At 48.8% G+C, this 19,960-nt stretch carries 16 protein-coding genes; 4 read left to right on the forward strand and 12 right to left on the reverse strand.

What is annotated here, in order from left to right:
• Positions 1–55: 55 nt before the first annotated feature.
• Positions 56–1,069: a DUF1559 domain-containing protein gene (locus Pan54_RS20775; RefSeq protein ID WP_146505304.1), complete on the reverse strand. Its 1,014-nt coding sequence runs from the start codon at positions 1,067–1,069 to the stop codon at positions 56–58.
• A gap of 471 nt (positions 1,070–1,540) precedes the next feature.
• On the opposite strand from Pan54_RS20775, the gene Pan54_RS20780 reads away from it, so the two are divergent.
• Positions 1,541–1,993 carry a hypothetical protein gene (locus Pan54_RS20780; RefSeq protein WP_146505305.1) on the forward strand — a complete coding sequence of 151 codons (453 nt, stop codon included), beginning with the start codon at positions 1,541–1,543 and terminating at the stop codon, positions 1,991–1,993.
• Between the two features lie 94 nt (positions 1,994–2,087).
• On the opposite strand, the gene Pan54_RS20785 is transcribed toward Pan54_RS20780, so the two are convergent.
• The 4 genes from Pan54_RS20785 to Pan54_RS20800 all read right to left on the reverse strand — a co-directional run bounded on the left by Pan54_RS20785 (position 2,088) and on the right by Pan54_RS20800 (position 5,815).
• Positions 2,088–2,498: a hypothetical protein gene (locus Pan54_RS20785; protein ID WP_146505306.1), complete on the reverse strand. Its 411-nt coding sequence runs from the start codon at positions 2,496–2,498 to the stop codon at positions 2,088–2,090.
• A gap of 365 nt (positions 2,499–2,863) precedes the next feature.
• On the reverse strand, positions 2,864–4,024 hold the full coding sequence (locus Pan54_RS20790) for a trans-sulfuration enzyme family protein (protein ID WP_146505307.1): 1,161 nt from the start codon (positions 4,022–4,024) through the stop codon (positions 2,864–2,866).
• A gap of 129 nt (positions 4,025–4,153) precedes the next feature.
• Positions 4,154–4,465 carry a hypothetical protein gene (locus Pan54_RS20795; RefSeq protein WP_146505308.1) on the reverse strand — a complete coding sequence of 104 codons (312 nt, stop codon included), beginning with the start codon at positions 4,463–4,465 and terminating at the stop codon, positions 4,154–4,156.
• A 42-nt stretch (positions 4,466–4,507) separates the two neighbouring features.
• Entirely contained in the window at positions 4,508–5,815 is a 1,308-nt protein-coding gene (locus tag Pan54_RS20800; protein WP_146505309.1) for a DUF420 domain-containing protein, read from the reverse strand.
• Positions 5,816–6,263: 448 nt separating this feature from the next.
• Here Pan54_RS20800 and rpsD point away from each other — a divergent pair, with 448 nt between their 5' ends.
• Positions 6,264–6,872, forward strand: a complete 609-nt coding sequence (gene rpsD / locus Pan54_RS20805; protein WP_146505310.1) for a 30S ribosomal protein S4 — start codon at positions 6,264–6,266, stop codon at positions 6,870–6,872.
• A gap of 166 nt (positions 6,873–7,038) precedes the next feature.
• Here the strand turns inward: rpsD and Pan54_RS20810 are convergent, their stop codons facing one another.
• From Pan54_RS20810 to Pan54_RS20830, 5 genes are all read right to left on the reverse strand, one after another.
• Positions 7,039–8,235: an AAA family ATPase gene (locus Pan54_RS20810; RefSeq protein ID WP_146505311.1), complete on the reverse strand. Its 1,197-nt coding sequence runs from the start codon at positions 8,233–8,235 to the stop codon at positions 7,039–7,041.
• A 125-nt stretch (positions 8,236–8,360) separates the two neighbouring features.
• Positions 8,361–10,382: a type II and III secretion system protein family protein gene (locus Pan54_RS20815; RefSeq protein ID WP_146505312.1), complete on the reverse strand. Its 2,022-nt coding sequence runs from the start codon at positions 10,380–10,382 to the stop codon at positions 8,361–8,363.
• Positions 10,383–10,516: 134 nt separating this feature from the next.
• A complete protein-coding gene (cpaB, locus tag Pan54_RS20820; RefSeq protein ID WP_146505313.1) occupies positions 10,517–11,803 on the reverse strand; it encodes a Flp pilus assembly protein CpaB in 1,287 nt (428 codons plus the stop codon).
• A 467-nt stretch (positions 11,804–12,270) separates the two neighbouring features.
• The gene (locus Pan54_RS20825; RefSeq protein WP_146505314.1) at positions 12,271–12,819 is read right to left on the reverse strand and encodes an A24 family peptidase; all 549 of its coding nucleotides are present in this window, start codon (positions 12,817–12,819) and stop codon (positions 12,271–12,273) included.
• 409 nt (positions 12,820–13,228) lie between these two features.
• Positions 13,229–15,691 (reverse strand): peroxidase family protein, encoded by a 2,463-nt coding sequence (locus Pan54_RS20830; protein ID WP_146505315.1) that lies wholly within the window; start codon positions 15,689–15,691, stop codon positions 13,229–13,231.
• A 294-nt stretch (positions 15,692–15,985) separates the two neighbouring features.
• Here Pan54_RS20830 and Pan54_RS20835 point away from each other — a divergent pair, with 294 nt between their 5' ends.
• Both Pan54_RS20835 and scpB read left to right on the forward strand, forming a co-directional pair.
• Positions 15,986–17,062 (forward strand): DnaA/Hda family protein, encoded by a 1,077-nt coding sequence (locus tag Pan54_RS20835; RefSeq protein WP_146505316.1) that lies wholly within the window; start codon positions 15,986–15,988, stop codon positions 17,060–17,062.
• Positions 17,063–17,356: 294 nt separating this feature from the next.
• Positions 17,357–18,118 carry an SMC-Scp complex subunit ScpB gene (scpB, locus tag Pan54_RS20840; protein ID WP_165441891.1) on the forward strand — a complete coding sequence of 254 codons (762 nt, stop codon included), beginning with the start codon at positions 17,357–17,359 and terminating at the stop codon, positions 18,116–18,118.
• Between the two features lie 106 nt (positions 18,119–18,224).
• On the opposite strand, the gene Pan54_RS20845 is transcribed toward scpB, so the two are convergent.
• Positions 18,225–18,644, reverse strand: coding sequence for a DUF6795 domain-containing protein (locus Pan54_RS20845; protein ID WP_146505318.1), 420 nt, complete (start codon positions 18,642–18,644; stop codon positions 18,225–18,227).
• 83 nt (positions 18,645–18,727) lie between these two features.
• Positions 18,728–19,753 carry a DUF1559 domain-containing protein gene (locus Pan54_RS20850; protein ID WP_165441998.1) on the reverse strand — a complete coding sequence of 342 codons (1,026 nt, stop codon included), beginning with the start codon at positions 19,751–19,753 and terminating at the stop codon, positions 18,728–18,730.
• Positions 19,754–19,960 lie beyond the last annotated feature (207 nt).

Consider the following 19,960-nt stretch of genomic DNA (forward strand, 5'->3'; position numbering starts at 1 on the left):
GAGCATTCTCTTCAGGTAAAATTAATACCCCCGGAGAGATGCCTGTCAAACGAGCCTAAAACTCACCGATGACGTTGCCGTCATTGCGGCTAAGCAGATTCTCAAAGACGACGTTGTCATGAGCCGTGCTCGGATTGTTATTAATATTTTCGCTGATGAAGCGGATGGAACCATCGGCAAGCATGAATTGAGCTCCCCCTTTGTGCAGAGAGCTGTAACCGTACTGACAGTTGTCCGAATCGGGAGCAGTCAAGCCGCCTCCTGTGATTCCTGAACCACTATCGTTGATTCCGACTCTTCCACTGGCAAATACTGCTCGTAGATTCCGGGTTTCACCTGAGTTAGCTCCAAAAACAACGCCCGCATCGCATTGTCGCTTCGTTCCACTAGGATTGTTCATCTCCCAGGAGCGTTCACCAAGAACGATTGTGTTACTCGTTCCGTCGGTCATGTCCCGGAATTGTAATTTAGAATTCTGCCAAAAACACCCATTTGCATTCGCACCGGTTTCAAAAAAGACCGGTTGTTGGGTGTTTGGAGATGTGATTGTGTCTAATCCGAAGCTCGAATTGTTTGCGACGTAATTTGTCGTTGCAACGCTCTGAGCAGCTGGAACAGTGTCATTGAGTTGAGTTCTGGTATTAATGTCCGGCCCACTGTCGGAAGGGCATTTGAGTGGCCCAATGGGTTGCCCCATCTGGTTCAATGATGTCGCATTAGCCAAGGCGTTTGGCAACTGAGTATTACCGACATTCATCGCATCGAACAGTGCCGATTCTTCCATTTGCGGGAACAGATATGTCTGCCAGCCCCAGAAACTGGCCGCTTCGGTTGTTCCGGTCGAAAACTGTCGCACATACCCAGGAGGGAAGGTGTTAAAGGTGTCGTGATAATTGTGGATGGCCAGGCCGAGCTGTTTCAGGTTGTTTTTGCAGGAACTTCTGCGGGCGGCTTCCCGAGCCTGCTGGACGGCTGGCAGCAACAAAGCAACCAAAATGGCGATGATGGCGATGACAACGAGAAGCTCAATCAGAGTAAACCCGCGGCGACCTTTCGAAGGGACGTACATTCATTTTCCTCAATACTAAAGTGTGTGTAGACAAATAGTTTCCACAGGTTGGTTTGTGTGCCTCTTATGAAAGAGGGTGAATTTCAACTTCAGGTGGGCCTGTTTTGTCAGGTAATGGCGAGACAGTTGGTTGGAGTTCAATATCATAATCCGACAAGCAAAATCGAAAAATGATATTGCCCATTATTAGACGCAATGAAAATGAAAAATCTTCTGAAAAAAACTCCGAATTCAGAAATATTTCTAAAATAATTCCCGGGACGGATGAGTCGTCATTTATAAGTAACTATATTTTGCAATTTTTGTGCTGATTTCTGCAATAATATGCAGATATGATGATTAGTCTCAGCTAATTCTAGCCTGATATTATACTGCGCCGTGAGTTCATGGACTCTTGATTGGTGGCGTTTGACGGAGGGTCATTCTCTCTGCAAAATGGGATCTCAGGGGACTGTCTTCAGGGGGTCAAGAATGGCAATCCTCATTGAGTTGATTGAGGAGGAAGCGGATAAAGTTCGGTCGCTCCGCTACCATGTAGATGCTTCACAGGCACGGCAATGGTTGGAGGTGCTCTGGTTATTACATCTGGGCGAGTCGGTAGCCGAAGTGATGCACATTGCCGGAGTCTCGAAACGAACAGTGGGAATTATGACAAATATGAGGGTGGGTGGTAAGGTTATCAAGCGTGGGCGTCTGGTGATTGGGGTCGAACGAACTTTGGGGAATAGTCTGAGTAATCGCTACAGGTGTATTAGGAAGGGCATCTCGACAGGGAAGTTACTGAGTATCAGTGTGCCTCATGACGCAACTTGCTTCTTTAAGAATTCGCTTGTTGCTGGCAAAACGAATCTGTGGATGGCACAGGATGATGCAAAGCAGCGACCTGTGTGGCAATGCCATATGGGTTTTCGGTTTGACGATTGAAATTTAAAGCGGATGCTTTCGGACAAGCCGACTTCGTATAAATTTCAAAATTCTTGCTGGTCTCTATAAAACTACATCTCTTGAGTAATCAACTTTAGTCACCTGTTTCTGAACTGAGAATCTTTCCCTCTGCGACAATGAGATTGATGCCAAGGTCTGCCCAATTCTCATGTGCATAGGACAATTCCACTTCACGCTTTTCAATCAGGTTGGACACATCAACAACAACGAGATCATAGTCTCCAGTCCACTCCGCCCAGCCTTCAAGCTGCTTTTTTATTTCCTCTTCAATTTGTGGGCGAAGATCAGCAATCCATTGGCTTACAATGGGAAGTTCATTTATTAGTGATACATCAAAAATCGGATTGTCGTAAAGCGTGTATAAGATCTCGCCATACGATAACTCCCAATGACCATTCAGAACATCCTGCCAGACAACTTGAACATCATTAATTTGAATTTTCGGTACAGGCTTATTCGATTGGCTTCGATTGAAAGGCCACATCCCTAATCCTCTATACCGCGTTCCCAATGAAAACCGGAGAAATTCAACAATTTGTAAGAACACTGGTTCGTGCCAGAGATATAACAGAAAACAATCAAACCAGGGTGGCGGGGGCGCTCTCGAAGTGAAGCCCCCGAATGATAAAACGCGGGTGGCCCAGATAGCTTCGCTATCTGGGGGGGACGAAGTCCATAAGAGGCTTTCTGGTTGATCGTGCGTTGTCCAAGAAGTCTGCTACGGCTGCGCCGCCCCAAAAGAATCTTTCGGGGCCACCCAAAGTTGTCTTCAATTCAGTTGATGGGCAAAATGAAGTAATATCGCACATTCCACGCCCTTCGCTTTGCTCAGAGCGTGCCACACAATTTTTATCCTTCCAGCGCCTGCTTCATATCGGCGATGAGGTCATCCGGGTGTTCAATTCCCACCGAAATCCGGATTGTACTTTCTGAGATTCCGGCATCTCGACGGGCTTCTTTGGTCATGGAAGCGTGGCTCATCGTTTCTGGGTATTCGATGAGGGATTCGATTCCTCCCAATGATTCAGCCAGCTGGAAGAGTTTGACTTTGGCGAACAAACGCTCGGCTGCGGGGCGGCCGCCTTTGATGTCGAAGCTGACCATGCCGCCGAAACCGTCCTGCTGACGTTTGGCCAGTTCGTGATGCGGATGCGATTCCAGGCCGGGGAAATAGGTTTTCTCGACATTGGGATGTTCATCGAGCATGCGTGCCAATGCCATCGCCCCTTTCTGATGAGCTTCCATTCGCGGGCCGAGGGTTTTGATGCCTCGCAGAACAAGGAAGGCATCGAAGGGAGAACAGCCGAAGCCGAGACCGTTGACGATGTAAGCGATCTTATCGGCCAGTTCCTGAGTCTTCGAAACAACACATCCGCCGACAACATCCGAATGTCCATTCAGGTATTTTGTGGTCGAATGCACAATCACGTCGGCTCCCAGTTCAAATGGCCGCTGCAGGTAGGGAGAGAGGAATGTGTTATCGGCGATTGTGAGGAGATTGTGTTCTTTGGCGATGTCGGTCATCACTTTGATGTCGACGAGATTGAGCAGCGGGTTGCTGGGGGTTTCAATCCAGATACATTTTGTCTCTTCACAGATTGCCGCTTTGACTTTTTCGGGATCACTCATGTCGACGAATGAGAATCTGAGTCCCATCTTGGTGAAGATATCGGCGAACAGACGATAGGTGCCGCCATAGATGTCGTTGCCGGTAATGATATGATCGTTCGAGGAAAACAGGTGCATCACTGCAGTAATGGCTGCCATCCCCGTCGCAACGGCTTGTGCTCCTACGCCGCCTTCAAGTGACGAGATATTTTCTTCGAGAGCCTTGCGTGTCGGGTTCGCAACGCGAGTGTATTCGTAACCGCTGTTGGAAGTCAGGTCGTTCCAGTAATAGGTGGACGATGTGTAGATCGGCGTGGTGCAGCTGTTGAACAGGGTGTCTTTATTGACGCCAGCATGAATTGCGCGGGTGGAAAAGTGCAGCTTGGAATTGGAATCGGCCATCGGATATTTTCAAATTGATAAAGTGTGCGGAAAGAACTGAGTAAGTGATATGGTTACAAGCACGAAGCGCAAGCGAGTGTGTTCAATCGCAACGGGGGACACACTCACTTGCGCTTCGTGCTTGTCTATTTAATTGTCCTGAGTTGAATTGGGGTCAACAGTTTCCGACTGCCTTCCGCTGAGATTATCATCCTGAGCGATCATTTCTGTTTCCCGTCGCGACATGCGGTACAAAGAGACTCCCACAATAGAAAACAGAATTGAAGGCATGCTCAGCATGGTCAGGATGCTGGCCATATAGGCGGCCGGCTGCGAACTATTCCCGGCATCTTCGGTCGCCATCTTGCACATGGGACAGGCTTCGCATACGGAAAGTTCACTGCCGCTGATCAATATGAGCAGAAACAGGCCCACTATCGAACTGAAGCGAAACCATTTCATTGTTGACTCCTCAAAATCTCTTGGCGTCCTGGCGGTTCAATTTCAAACCCCGGCTAACTGGTACAGCATCAGGTAGATTATGACACCAGTCACAGAGACATACAACCAGATTGGAAATGTGACACGAGCGATTCGTTTATGTTTTTCGACACGGTTTGTCAAACCGTAAAAGATTGTCATCCCTGCCAGGACCGGCACGAATACAGCCAGAATGATATGGCTGATCAGAATGGTCAGATAGACCTGGCGAATAAAGCCGAGATCCGGAAACGACTTTTGTGGCTCACCCGTGTAATACTGTAAGCCGAAATGATAGGTGAGATAACAGGCCAGAAAGACGACCGAAACGCCAAAAGCCGTCAGCATGGTCGCTTTGTGAGCTTTGATTTTTCCCTGTTTAATGAACACAAACCCAAGCATCAGCAGAAGGGTCGCGAGTCCATTCAGGCTGGCATTGACCGCTGGCAGGCTGGTTAACCAAGTCGGAACCTCTTTGGCAAGTTCAACTTCAGATTCCTCGACGACCACTTCAAGCTCGTCGTCATTGTTTTCCGTAGACTCTTCAGCGGCGGCCACTTCAGAGGTGCTCGCTTCCGGAGCTTCAATGTTTAGAGGATTTGGCAGCGATTTCGGGACGAGGAATTTATGATCCTCAGGCGTCTCCCGTTCCCCCTTCAACACGCGAGCCAAAGTCGCCATTTCGACAGGATCAGTTGCCAGATACTGACCGACAATTTTCCCGGTCTCGTCAATATGCATGACGCGATCCGTATGGGCAAATTCGTATCCCAGCAGGCGGTCATCTCCCTCGCGTTCTTCCACAATCTGCAGAAAGCTCTCGCGAATCAGGCGGTGGATCTCGGCTTTGTCCCCTGTCAAAAACAGCCATTGCTCGGGGTCTGCATCGTAAATTTCGGCATAGCCTTTTAATTGCTCGGGGGTATCCCGTTCGGGGTCCACTGTAATTGTGACAAAGCGAACATCGGCTTCTTTGCACTTTTCAGCCAATTCCATCATGGCTTTGGTATTGGTGGGGCATGACATAACGCATTTGGTGAAGATGAAATTCACGACCCACGGTTGACCAAGCAGGTCCTGCTTACTGATGGTCTCGTTGCTGCGTTCTGTCAGTGAAAAGCTGGCAACCTCGCGTTCGACCAATTCAATGTCGGGCTGTTCGATCGTCACATTGGTTGCTGGTTGCTGTTCCTGTGACTTGGGAGTGGTTCCCAGCATGACAAGAATAGCCGCCAGGACATTGAGCCAGAGGATGCCGCCAATTGTTCGCTGCATTGCATAGGAGCGCTCGGGAACAGGAGGTTTTGGACTTGAGGGCTCGTGTGTAGACATGGTCGTTATGTTCAAACTTACAGTATTGGATTGCGTCGGAAGTCAGGGGGCAATTATGCCTGATGGAAGGATTCTGGTTGTCAATCATTGATTAACAAGATTCTATCCGTAGCAGTGCGACGAAAAAACCATTTTTGAAAGGGAATTCACGAATAACTCAATTCACACACTCGCATGCACTTCGTGCCTGTATTTTTGACGATTTTCAAGGGATGATGCACCTGAAGGTTGACGTTTTGGCCCGATTTGTGGATGATCCCTCCCTTCCCCGCAGGGGAAACGCTTCCTTTGCGCCTGTTGCTCAGGCTGCAATGTCCCTCAATTTATCATTGAGAGAGCGTTATTTGTATCACGGATGGCTGGTGCCGTCCTACTGACGTTTAAAGACTGAGTATTCAGTCGTATCGTCCAGTTGACAATCAGGTTCAACAATTACCGAGGAGATCAGATGGGGCATTATACGGGAGCGAAAGCTCGAATTAATCGCCGATTAGGAACTGCAGTCTTTGAAAACGCAGGTGCACTGCGTGCCTTTGAAAAGCGGAACGTGCCACCCGGAATGCACACTCGCCGTAAAAAGCCAACCATTTATGGACTGGCTCTGACAGAAAAGCAGAAGATCAAATACTATTACGGTTTTCGGGAGCGTCAGTTACGCAAGTACTTCGCTGAAGGTCGTCGCCGCAAAGGGAACACCGGGGAAAACCTGTTGGTCATCTGCGAGTGTCGCCTGGACAATGTGGTCCGCCGAGCCGGATTTACGGGAACTCGCCCCCAAGCGCGTCAGGGGATCGTTCATGGTCACTTCCAGTTGAATGGACGTAAAGTTAACAAGCCATCCATCATGGTTCGTCCCGGAGATGTGATCACCTTGCGAAATCGTCCGAACCTGCATAAGGCTTATCGCGATATCGTCGACAATCACTCTTCAGAAACCTGTGACTGGATTTCTTTTGACGATAAAGAACTCAAAGCCGTCGTCACGTCACTTCCGACTTACGCAGACGTCAGTCTGCCAGTCGATGTGAACCAGGTCGTCGCCTTCCTGAGCCGATAATCGATCACGCTGAATAATAAAAGAGCCGTCTCATACGTGGGACGGCTTTTTTTACGGGCTGGGGATGAGTTAATTACCAATACAAGCACGAAGCGCAAGCGAGTGTGTGAGTTACACGTCTATTTACACACTCGCTTGCGCTTCGTGCTTGTAAATGCGTATAAAATTATCGACTCAGAAAACTGAAGAGTTTCTTTTTAGTCGGGGCCGGATCCTGAGATTCGATTTTTGATTCAGACAATTCATTGGCCAGATCGATGTAGGATTTGGTCAATTTTGTTTTTGGAGCCTGAAGAATCAAGGGTACTCCGTTGTTGCGGGATTCGACCATCGTGCCGTAGTCGTTCGGGATTTTCCAGTAGATTTCCCGCCCAATTATCTCCAGGGCTTTCTTGAGACTGATCTGCATATCGTTCAGGCCGGAACGGTTTAATACGACTTTGAGTTTTTCAGAAAGCGTTTCGAATTGTTCGAAATAATGAATCAGCCGAACAACGTTACGCAGGCAGGGTAAGTCGAGTTGAGTGATCAGAAGCGTGGAATCGGATGATGTGATGGCCGCCATCTCGAGTGGACTGTACGACTTACTCACATCAATCACAAGATGGGTAAATGTCGCTTTCAGCAAACCAATCACTCTCCGAAAGTCTTCTGCTCCCAAATGAAACTCTCCATCCAGGTTGACCGGACGTGGCAGCAGGAACAAACCGCTTTCGTGTTTTGTTAAAGAGCGCTTCAGGAGAGAATAGTCGATTCGGGTGATGTTTTCGGCGACATCCTGAATCGTGTAATCGGGAATGATGTCGAGCCAGACGTCGGCATCTCCGAGAGCGAGATCGAGATCGATGAGCGCGACCGTATTCTGTTTATCCTGTGCCAGAACCGAAGCAAGATTAACAGCAACTGAAGTCGAACCGACGCCTCCGTTGACTCCGGCGACGGTCACCACCTGGGAATCGCGAACCTCACCTTCGCCATCGCCTGAAGCACTGGCATGGCGGACGCGGTCCAAAGCAGACATAAAGTCTTCGAGTTCCAGAGGGATATTCAGAAATTCCTGAGCTCCATTCCGCATGGCTTGCAGAATCAACGGGCCATCCTGTGACGAACTTGCGACTAGAATAGAGCAGTTAGGTAATTGCTGATGAATTTTAGCGATCAAATCGAGAGCTGCTTCTCGATTGGCATCGACGGCCACCAACGCAATGTCGGGAAGCGTCTGCATGGCGACGTCCATGAAGAACTCGTAGCGGGAACATTCCGCTTCAAGCCACACTGTGTCCACACCCAACATCAAATTCTTGAGTTGGGCTCGTGTCACATCGTGCGGGTCGACGACCGCGAGTCGCATAACCCTCTTCATAATTCACTCACTTCCTGGGGAAATTCACTAATTGATATTTGAGCGTGTTGGACTTATGCGTACCTGTCTCTTCAAGGACCAAAGTCTGATCGCCATTCACGATAGAAATTCAACTCAAGTTCAGACTAAGGATTCGGGGCAGATACCTGTGACTCTTGCCCGCTACTTCGCTTTTGAGGAGCGATCAACGCGGGTGGAGCCTGGGTTTCGGACTTGGATTTGTGAACTGCGTATGTTGCGTTCGTTTCGATCATTGGTGATTCATAGCCTTCGGTCAGTTGGACATTACTCCGGCCTCGAGCTGGTGCCCAGATATCATCATCGGCGTCCACTTGAGTGGTCGGCATGGCTGGTGGTAATTTTGGTACCGCTGGGATGCTCGAGTCCAGGTTCATTGGCTGGGAAGGTTCTCCCGGCATTGGCAATAATGGCATCGGCTCAGCAGATGTACCATGAGTTGGATGTGGCATTGATTCTGGTACATAAGGGGGCGCTTTGTACGATTCCGCAGGTGGCATCAACTCATCACCATTCGGAGGTAGCATTTGATAGGTTGGCTGACCCATCGAGTGGGGCTCCATCATTTCATATCCCTCGTTTGGAGGGCAGTAGCCGCCATGATTATCGTACATCATTGCTTCCTGTCCAAAGCCTGGAGGAGTCGGTCCACCGTAGTTGGGGACTTCGATGATGCCATGTCGATAGAGTTCACGATCTGTCGGAATGTCGGAGAACGCTCCGGGGCCACCCTCGGGAACCTGACATGGATCCAGTGGGGCAACGTATTCTGGAGTCACCAGAATGATCAATTCGGTTTCGTTTTCATCGTAACGGACACGTCGGAACGCGGCTCCAATTCCGGGAAGTTCACCCAGGAATGGCACTTTATCCGTTTCGGCGGTGTATCTTGTCGCGATCAATCCGCCAATCATCAACGTTTGGCCAAACTTCATGCGGACTTGAGTATTGGCCCGTCGTGTTGTAATCGCAGGAATGACAGTGCTGTTCAAAGTCGCCGCATTAGCGAAATCTCGTTCACTGAATTCAGGAGCAATTTCCAGAATGACCTGCCCCTGTCCTAGAACAATCGGCACGGCTTCGAGCTTGACACCAAATTCACGCCATTCCACTGTAGTTGTTCCCAGAGCCTGCGGTACTAGAATCGGGAATTCACCACCAGAAAGCAGTGAGGCTGGTCGACCGCTGTCGGCAACCACGGAGGTTTCTACCAGTATTCTTAACAGACCTTCCTGCTTGAGAGCTTCGAGGAACCCTCGGAAAATTCCACCAGTACCAACAAGTCCAAAGCTGATTGTGGAATCGGACAGACTCGCACCACCATGAATCAATGAATTTCCACCACCTTGATTTAGTGTTACGCTCGATGGGCTTCCCAGATTACCCGGACTACTCGCGACATATCCACTGCCGGTCAGTAACGACCAGTTGAAGCCAAGTTTGCGAATTCGGGAGCGTTGAGCTTCCATAATGCGAACCTGCAAACGCACCTGGTTGGCGGCTCCAAATTGCATATGGTTAATCACTTTAGGATAAAATTCCTCAGCCACTTCGGTAATTTGCGAGATGTGCGAAGGATCTGAAACGACTCCTCGTAAGACGATACTGTCTTTCACTTTGACAGCGGTGACGGAGGAATCTGGGAAGAAGCGATTGATGTAAGATTGCAGATGCCGCACATCTCCTTCGACAAACACTTCAATTTCGTAAGTCTTGTCGAATTCATCAACGAGAATCAGTGTCGTAACTCCTGAAGCGGCGGCTTGAAGTCGGATGCGATGTGGCGTGAGGGCCTGGACCGATAAGATCGCAGGATCAAATCCATCCACACGTGTGATCCGACTATCCAGTTCCAGGACTCGAGCAAATCGTTCGGTCAGAATCATTTCGTTGCGATTGGAAACGATATGAAATGTGTTTCCACGACCATCTTCGGGATAGTCGGATTGTGCTTGAGCGGTCTGAAAGACTCCCAAACAGACGGTCATCGCGACCAGGCCACTTTTCAGACCCGTGCAACGACCGATTGATTTCTGGAGCAGATTTCCAGCCGACTGGCACAGGGCAGTACGCCCTCTGTTCCAGAGGCGGCAGGTCAAATTTCTGGCAGTTGCTGCGAACGGTTGCATCCTTGCACTCCGTTAAACGTTATGTGAAGTTTCGAATTGTTTGAGAGATCTCAAGCGAATCAAAACTCGGTACTTTATGAAATTCTGCCGCTCAACTTCGTATCGAGTGGCAACGGTGCTCTATGATGGTCGGCTTAAAATTCAGTAGGAAATCGAAACTCTTCGGCTTCGGTTTCAGCGGGTTCAAATTGATCGTGAAATTCAAGAGCTTCCTGATGATCCTGATCTTTATTTTCAGAAGAACTTCCCATGAACGAGTTCAGCAGATTCTGCAAACCGTTGGGCAGTACTCCTGTCTGTTTGGGTTCCAGATGTTGGACAGATGGCTGTTCTGTGATCAGATCAGGCTCCTCAACCGACATTTCTTTCTGAATGGGTTTCTCAATGATTTTCTGCGAAACGGGTGCAGGTTCCTGCTCAAATGTTTGATCGATCTGGCCACCAAAATTCGGGCCTGAAGTCATTGATACCGGCAAAGCAACTTCCTGCTCGATCAATTCTTCGCCTGCATAAATCTGAATCTTCCACATATTGCTCGGCTTGGGTTCTTCGACTGGTTTGTCGACCGGTTTTGGAGCAGGTTTTGGTTTTGCTTCGGCCATTTGTCCACTCAGAAAATTCTTGAAGGCCTGAGCTGCACTTTGAGGTTCCTGCTTTTCCTTGTCTTCTTTCTTCTCGACGACCAGATCCTGTTCCTGCATCATGCCCGACTTTAACTCGGATATTAGGGTCTGGATTTCTTCCGGGCTCTGGGTGATTTCACTGTCTTCCTTGCTTCGCATAATTGGAATCAATTCGCCACGTGTATTGGCAAGCTGAACCAGTTTGGATTGTTCTGGTGTCACCAGGAACGAAATGTTTTTTGCTTTAATCTCTTTGGATTCGCCGGCTTCCAGATTTCGAATCGAATCGGAAGCGAAAACTTCAATGTATTCCAGCAAAGTTGCCGTTTTCGTGATTAATAATCCACTGGCATTTCTCACACTGTATGAAATCTGCAGATCGACTCGATCTCCCGGTTGGATTAAACCACTATGAGTCTTTGTGTCGTTCACTTGAATTGAAATCGTTCTCATTCCCATGGGAATACTGGCTGATGCGGCAATCTCTCCACGCCCCCCCAGTTTCGATCCGCGAATGATGTCACCTGCTGTCACAGGCACAAGTAATCCACGATCGTGATAATCTTCCTTTGTCAGAATGGCATCAGCCGGGACAACATTCGTTGGGTATTCCTTGAACTCACAATTGTGTTCGCTCAGCAAAACGCCGGGCGAAATATCCATAGAAGCCACCAGCACTTTGACTGGGACGTCGGCATTCTCGTTGGATTTTTGTGCGATCATTTGCTGGACACCCATCATGGCAATCAGGCCGCATGCGACCGCAAATGCCAGGACGACAACGGTTTTCATCTTCATGGTTATCCCCTCGATCAGCCTTAACAAAGGATCATCGACCTGTTCAGGTGATGATCAAATAGACCGAGAAGAGGCGCGAAACGGAGTCCGCTGTGTCTCTTCATCGGCAGTCGATTGTAAAACTCTTCACTTTATGACGGATGTATTAACTCGATTGGTCGTGACGGATATCCGATGGGCCGTCATGAATCACCCGAACATCCCTCGCTGCTCAATTCACGCATTTTAACTTGTGCAGGGGCTTCTCCTCGGAATCCATCCCGTAGGACAGGCTTCCAGCCTGTCAGCTCCAATTTTTGACGCAAACATGTTAATTTCAACTCGCTTGAAAGACAGGCAAGATGCCTGTCCTACGATGTGTCTTCTCTCTCATAATGATTTGCCATGTTCGGCAGGAGCAAACATAGTGTCTTACTCCCGTTTGATGCCCATGCGACTGCACAAACCATTTGCAATGGTCCAATGGATTAAATCATGCCTGCGTAGAAGAAGTAGGCGATTGAGCCGATGCAGATCGGAATTCCGTAAGGCAGCAGCAGCATCTGTGGTTTTCGCTCGGAGGCGATTTTGTACAGTTCGCTGGGCTTACGGACAACGAAAAACTCGAACACAATCATCAGGAAGTTGTTGTAATGTTTTTCCCAGCTGCGACGGTACAGGACCATAATCACAGCCATAATCGCACCCACGATGACGGAAACGCAGAATGCGTACCAGGTCACTGTCGCACCCAGCCAGGCACCAATGCCAGCCATCAGTTTGACGTCTCCAGCTCCCATTCCGCCAACCGCATACAATGGCAGCAGTGTGAGCAGACCAACAGTCATCCCCCACAGGCCATCCCCCAGGCCAATCCAGCCGGCCATATAAGTGGAGTAAATCAAACCACTCAGGACCATCGGAAATGTAATCCAGTTGGGAACGCGTAATTCTTTGCCATCAATCCAGGCAGCGACAATCAGTACGACCGCAACCAGTTTGACGTGCCAGTTTTCCAGTAAAAATTGCCAATCCATGTCTCGAACCTTTCAGCCAATATCGTGAGGGGGTATTTATTGGTTGATGCCATGCGGCTTCTCCCGTCGATCCGTTCCTTCTCCTGAAGGTCTCGCATGATGAACAAAACGAGAAGACCGCTATCGGAAACATAGGTCGAGTTTTCCGGCCAGGTCGGAAATTTTTGGATTTGTGGTCAAAAAACCACACGCGCTATCATCTGTCGAGTGGATTCGATTCGACTCCAGCCTCTCCAAAGTCAAAGCGATACCGGTTGTAACAATTCTTTGTGTTGTTGCTTCCAGTTCCAAATCAAAAAAGCGAGTGCTCTCACTATGGAGAACACTCGCTTTGTCGTAAGTGATACATTTGCAAGACAAGCAGGATGCCTGTCCTACCGAGATTCATTCCTGGTTCAGATTTTTCTGTTCAAGTATGTTGAAACAGGTTCTTCAACATCGCCGCTCCCAGTTTCTCAAACCGCTCAAGCATTTGTGAAGAAGGCTGTTGGGAACTGGTCGTTTGACATTTCTTCTCTTTATTCTTCGTGTCATAATTCATCACATTGTCATTCGATGGCACGACTGAACCAACTCGATCAATATTTGGCTTGGGATGATTCTTTTTCGCTGGTTTGCGATCATCCTGTTGAATGCGATCGTTTCCGGGACCTCCTTTAATCCTATCATGTCCTTCACCCCCCGACAGGAAGTCATTTCCGCTTCCCCCCTCGATCCGATCGTTCCCGGCGAGCCCGAAAATTCGATCGTTTCCTTTCTGACCAAAGAGTTGATCGTTTCCAGCACTGCCGACAATATGATCATTGCCATGACCGCCATAAATATTCAATGTCACATTCAATTCCCTGCCACCAGCTGAAATGCGATCATTCCCTCTACCGCCCAGGACATTCAATTTCTCAAAGCCTGCATACTTCAAACTCTGTCCATTCACCTCGACTTGATCGGATTGAATTTCAATACGATCATTCCGGTTTGTCCCAGAAACGGAGAGCGAGTCGCCGACCCCATGGCCACCCCAGGCAACAACTCCATCGGCAACTTGTTTCTGATTCACGCTATTGTCGATAAAGATCCGATCCTGCTGACCATCCCGGCCAACGATAATAATCTGTTCGACGGTTTCAGCAGATTGACTGGCGAGCACTCTTCGGGAAAAACGATCCATGATTTCCACATCGCCTCGATCGACCCGCACGTGCAGCGAATACTGCTGGCCGTTGTCGGGAACTTTGAAATACAGGACTGAAGGATCATAGAATACATTGGACTGCAAATTTTCAACATTCGAGTTACGTTCAATGACATCTGCCAGAGTGGTCTGTTCAACTCGCTTGAGAGCCTGACCACCGAGTAGATTTTGATACCAGAAGCGATCCCCATCACGAAGTCGAGTGAACTGATCAACGAGCACGACTTGCATTAACTCGCCGACACTCGAACCCGAAACATGATCTTCGGCCAGCATCCCCACCCAGACATCGATTTCGTCCACTGAATCGTAAACCGACATCAAAGCGGCAACGACGTCGGGATTGGAGGAAATCTCTTCAAAGCTGGTCACGGCACTCAGACCAAAATCGACGCGTGTCTGATTGTAATCCGCCAGTCCGTGGTCGCGGCCCCGCTGAATATTCAAAGAGGCCAGGTCGAATCCACCCGAGCCCGGAGGGCCGAACAGAAAATTACGGACATCATCGATGACAAAATTATCCAACTCCTGAGCAAGCTGTGCTCCGGCTCCCTGAAGCAGGGAATCAATTCCGGTTGCCACCAATTGATCGGGACGGAAAAATGCATTCTGTAAGGCGATGCTTCCTTCATCGGCGACACTGCCATCGCTGTTCAGTCGCAACAGTTCTGGTGATAGCAAGCTATGTCCCAGACGATAGGCCGCTGTTGAGAAGACATTGGCAATTCCAGGATTCACACTGGCATCGTAACCCGAATAGTCATCAATCGCTCCTTGACCAAGTAACGCGGGAAGGAATTCGTTGTAAGTAATGGCTTGCAATTCAGCTCTTACGATACTGCGTGCCTGCTGATAAATTTCTTCATCGTTCCAGTCGGGGTGTTGCTGAGCGAGTTCGTCGGCAATGCGATTGTGCTCTCGTACCCAGAGGGTTTGCATGGAAGTCAGAGCAATATTTTCATTGGCACGAACATCACCGGCCAGGAATAAACTGGAGGATGTTCCGCCTGCATTAGGCAAGCCCTCTTCATTGAAGGGGAGCAAATCGCCATCGCTGGTCTTCAGTTTCCCGCCCGAGAAAGTCCGCAGAGCCGCTGCTCTTTCTTCATCGGAACCATAGATGACCGAACCATCCAGAAACGCGGTGATACTGTTGGTTTGCTGACGGGGGTTACCGCTGTCGGTTCCGGTGGTTTCATCAAACTGGGAACGAGTTAATTCAATCAGTTCAGTTCCCGAACCATCAGGGTCAAAATACGGATCTCCAGTTGGTACAGCAATATTAGCCTGTTCTCCCAGCTCCCCTCCGTCTGTCAGGTCGATATCGTGATCGATAAACTGGCCCCAGATCCAGATGTAATCGGTCAGGTGGCGATCATTCGTGATAGATTCGGTCTGACTGACTACTGCATTACTCACTTCACGTGCACTGGCTCGCTCATCTCCAGCTAGGCTGGAAATACCATCACTATATTCAGGTGTGGTCAACCGCAGTAACTGTTCGCCAACACTGCCGAGTTCGGGATTGATCAGATTATTTCCCGTGCCATCGATATTTGCGATTTCAATCATTGGACTACCACTTAAAAGCACGCGCTGTTCGCACGATTCAATGGTGTTGTTTCGTGCAAAAGTTTTTCGACGACGTTGGCAGCGCGCAGACTGATTCCAGGGTGACATAATGAGACTCCGTAAGCCCGCTATTTGAGTGTGAAGTCATGGGAAGTTGACTTCAGAGAAAGGCAGTAACCATGAGTCTTTAAACGATCATTCAACGAATGAATCCACAATTCCTTACCCTTTTTTTTATAAAAATCAAAACTGGACTGTATTGATTGGAAAGGAATCCTGTTTAAAAATCTTCCGATCAAAATTTGTCTCTCTGTTCGTCAAGCGAACAAATGAGACTTCAGGGGACAACAAAACTGGCGATTTCCTCGGAAAACTTGCGGAACAGTGAGGAAATGCAGTTTAATGCACGCAGAAGATTCCTTTTCACCACGGCTGGAAAATTGGTTCGTACAAATTATGTCTGCCGAATTCGAGCATACTCTGTTGAGTTTGCCGGAAAATCAGTTCGCGCTGGCGGCTCTGGATCGCATTCTTAATCCCGATCCCGACTTCACGCCGCGTCTCGTCATGTTGCAGGGGCCGTCAGGTGCCGGGAAGTCTCATGCGATCTATCATACGATGACTCAGTTCCTCGAACGCTTTGAAGATGTTCGCTATCGGAGTCTACCCGTTTATGAGTTTGCATCCTTGAATCTGGAATCTGCTACTTCAGGATCTTCCCTTCCTCAGCTCGAACAATTGGCAGAACTCGATTTACTGGTTTGCGAAGAACTCCACTTTATCGAACGTCAAACCTGGCTGCAGAAGAAGCTGATCGTTCTGATTGACGATGTCCTGGCTCACGGGGGACGTGTGATTTTTACCAGCCAGATACCTGTCGGTGAATTTCAACAATCGATGCCCAAACTCATCAGCAGATGTCACGCCGGGATCACAGCCACGATTGAATTGCCCGAACAACATAGCCGCATCAGCCTACTGCATCACTTTGCCGAAGAACGGGAGTTTTTCCTTTCGACACAATCGGCAGAGCTACTGGCAAGCCGTCTCCCTGTCTCTCCGCGCGAACTCTATGGAGTCATTATGCAGCTCGAAGCGATTTATCAGATCGAGCAGAAAGAGCTGACTCCAGATGTCATTCACAATTTTCTCGAACTGCAACACACTGGCCAATCGCCAACATTGTCTGAAATCGCAAAATCGGTCGCTCGGGAATTTGGCGTGACTGTCAAGGCAATTCGTTCAGATACCCGGGAACGTAGCCTGTTGATTCCCCGACAAACCGCCATGCTCTTATCTCGCGATCTCATCCAGGCAAATTATGCCGACATCGGAAAATTCTACGGCAACCGCAGCCACAGCACCGTGATGCATGCCTGTCAGGCTCTCGTCAAAAAAGCGATCGACAGCCCCGAACTCGATTCCAGACTCTCCCACCTCCGCCGGCAACTCCAGGGATTACCTTCGAAACCGAGATAATGGCCAGTGTTGCGTGGCTAGTGGCCAGAGTTTTGAAAGCGGAGGTCGGAAAGCGGAAAGCGGAAAGCCGGGGTGTTGCGAACCGCTGAGTCAATGCCACCGCTTTCGGATTTCAAGCCACTGGGGACTACGTTTCGCTCCGACCCTAGCCACCCTGTTTACAGTACTCTAACCTCTAACCTTTATAAATCCTCTGGCTACTCGGCACTGGCCATCCCTCTTGACGCAAAATCGTAATTCCGACACCATTCCTGCTGACAGAATGTCGAATTGACTGCTGAATCAGGTATGGAAATGGAAACGGAACCCGAATCTTCAGAAGCAGCATCGCAGGAAGGCGTTTTCAGCGAAGCAGCGATCGAAGAAGCTTATCAGATGGCATTACGAGCTTCCGAGGAAGCTGGAGTGATGCCTCCTGCGCCGGAGTTGTTGCCTGAATTCAATACTGAATGCGAAGCCGGAGCGTTTGCTGGTGAAAGCGATGCTCCTGTCGAGAATGCTGCCGTAGAAGAATCCGCAACGGAGACTTTCCGCAAACCAAAACTGACAGCCGAGCAGATTATTGAAGCGTTACTCTTTGTCGGCGGAGAAAAGCTCTCTGCCAAAAAACTGGCGGGTTTTATCAGTCATCAGTGCCATGACGATACTGTGCGTACTCATATCGAAACCATCAACAAACGCTATCAGATTCAGAAACGCCCCTACGAAATCATTCTTGGCAAAGAGGGGTACCAAATGGCATTACGTCCAGAGTTCCAACGCCAGCGAAACTTCACATTCGGCCTGGGACCTCGCGAAGTCAAATTGCCTCCCGATGCGTTGGAAGTCCTCTCATTCATTGCGTTTCGACAACCTCTCCTCAAAGAAGATCTGGAAACAATTGATCGGCCCAACGTGATGTCTTCACTGAGGCAATTAATTCGTCGCGAACTGGTCTCTGCTGCAAAACGAGAAGATGGCACTATCGAATATCGCACTACCGACCGCTTCCTCGATATTTTCGGGTTGAGCAATCTCCAGGATTTGCCACGAGCCCCGGATTTGAATTTCAAGTAGCCAGAGAGAGGCTGAGTTCAAAGCCTCAGGTTCAATAAAAAACTCAACGAACTTTGCAGATCGTTGAGTTTTGAATTTTCAAACGCACTCCTGCAGGGTATTTAGCCTATGATCTGGAAGGTACTTCCAGAGTGAGGTTTTCAGCACCTTCTTCCGGAATGGTCTTTATTCCCAGGACATATTCCTTAGGGGGTTGCAAGGGGGGCCCCGGTTGACCTTCGACTTCCGATGGGCCTCGTTTTCCATAAATGGTAACCATCACATCATGCTCACCAACCACTGCCCCTTTGTCGGTTTGAGAATATTGCAGTTCAAAGACACCATTCTCGTCGGTTGTTGCCTGAGACATTCTCGCTTTGACCGTTTTCGGTTTGAAGCGAATTTCTGCATTGGGAACCGGAGTTCCATTCTTCATGAGCACTCCAGAAACACTGGCCAGTGGTAACTGATCTGTTCCCTCGCCACAGCCAAGTATCATCAGGAGTGTAGACATCAAACACAAGAATTGAAGTCGTGTATGTTTCATCGTTTTGTTCAGTTCAAATAGAGAATAATCAATTCAAAAATGAGAGACGATCATTCGACCGCCCCTCATTGCTCAAGAGAAATTTATAACTCACCTAAGACATGATTGTCATTGCGATGGCAAAGCCCAACCAGGGTCGTAAAGTTAATGTTTTCACTGACAAAACGAACAGAACCATCTGTCATGACAATTTGCATTCCCCCATCGTGTGCAGAGGTGAGCGGTGCATTCGGTGCCCCTTCAACAACAGCCCACCATGGGAGATCAGCTTGATTAATTTCGTAGCGAATGGTCGTCGCATTAGACCAGTAGGCGGTTGGACTTCCAGTCCAGCCACTTGTATCGCCACCCCACGCTCCACCCCAGGTATTTGAAGATCGACGATCTTCTTCAATTCCTGAACCATTGATGTAATACCCAGACTGTTCTGCCACAGCCATTGTGTTACTTGTTCCATCGGTCACATTTCGGAAACGGACTCTGGAGTCTGCATGTCCAGCAGGGACGATAATCCCGGTCGCGGTCATCCCACCATATCCAGTCCAGTAGAAAGATGGTGGAGTACCACTGAGCGTTCCAGTTGTAGGGTCGATTGCACTAAATGCCCCTGAAATTCCAACATAGTTTGATGTTTGAACGACATAGTTGTTTGGCGCTGCTGGATAGGTCGTTTTAGTAGGTTTGGTTGAAATATCCTTGGAGACTGTTTCCGGCATCGGCGATGATGGGCAAATGATTGTAGGCGCTCGCAACTTGCTGAGTGTGTCCCAGTTTTCATCGACTCCTAATTCACCGCCAAAGTCGGAACCGTTGAATGTCAATTGATCGTATGCGGCTCCCTGTTCCAGCATCGGCAGTATACGTACGAGCCAGGATGCAGAACTGTGCCCGGCTGGCTGTCGATAGCTGGCAATCGGAAAACATCCGTGCACATCGTGATAGTTGTGCAACGCCAGTCCAATCTGTTTTAAATTATTTTTACAGCTGGATCGCCGGGCGGCTTCACGGGCCTGTTGTACGGCTGGTAGCAATAAGGCAACCAATATCGCGATGATCGCGATAACAACAAGTAGCTCAATCAAAGTGAACGCATTTCGTTTTAATGTCATTGTTTTTCCTCGATATAAGTATGATGTCAGAAACGTCGACAACCGTTTCATTACGAAAATTCAGTCAGAGATAAGGGGGAAACGATCCGGTAATTGGATTTCAGGTAGGAAGTTGCCAACGGTTGGTATATCTAATGGCAAGTAGCAAGCAGAATACCAAAACTTGCTCGATCTGCTTAACTTGAGAAGAATTCATAAAAATAGGAA

Source organism: Rubinisphaera italica, from assembly GCF_007859715.1.
Classification (GTDB): domain Bacteria; phylum Planctomycetota; class Planctomycetia; order Planctomycetales; family Planctomycetaceae; genus Rubinisphaera; species Rubinisphaera italica.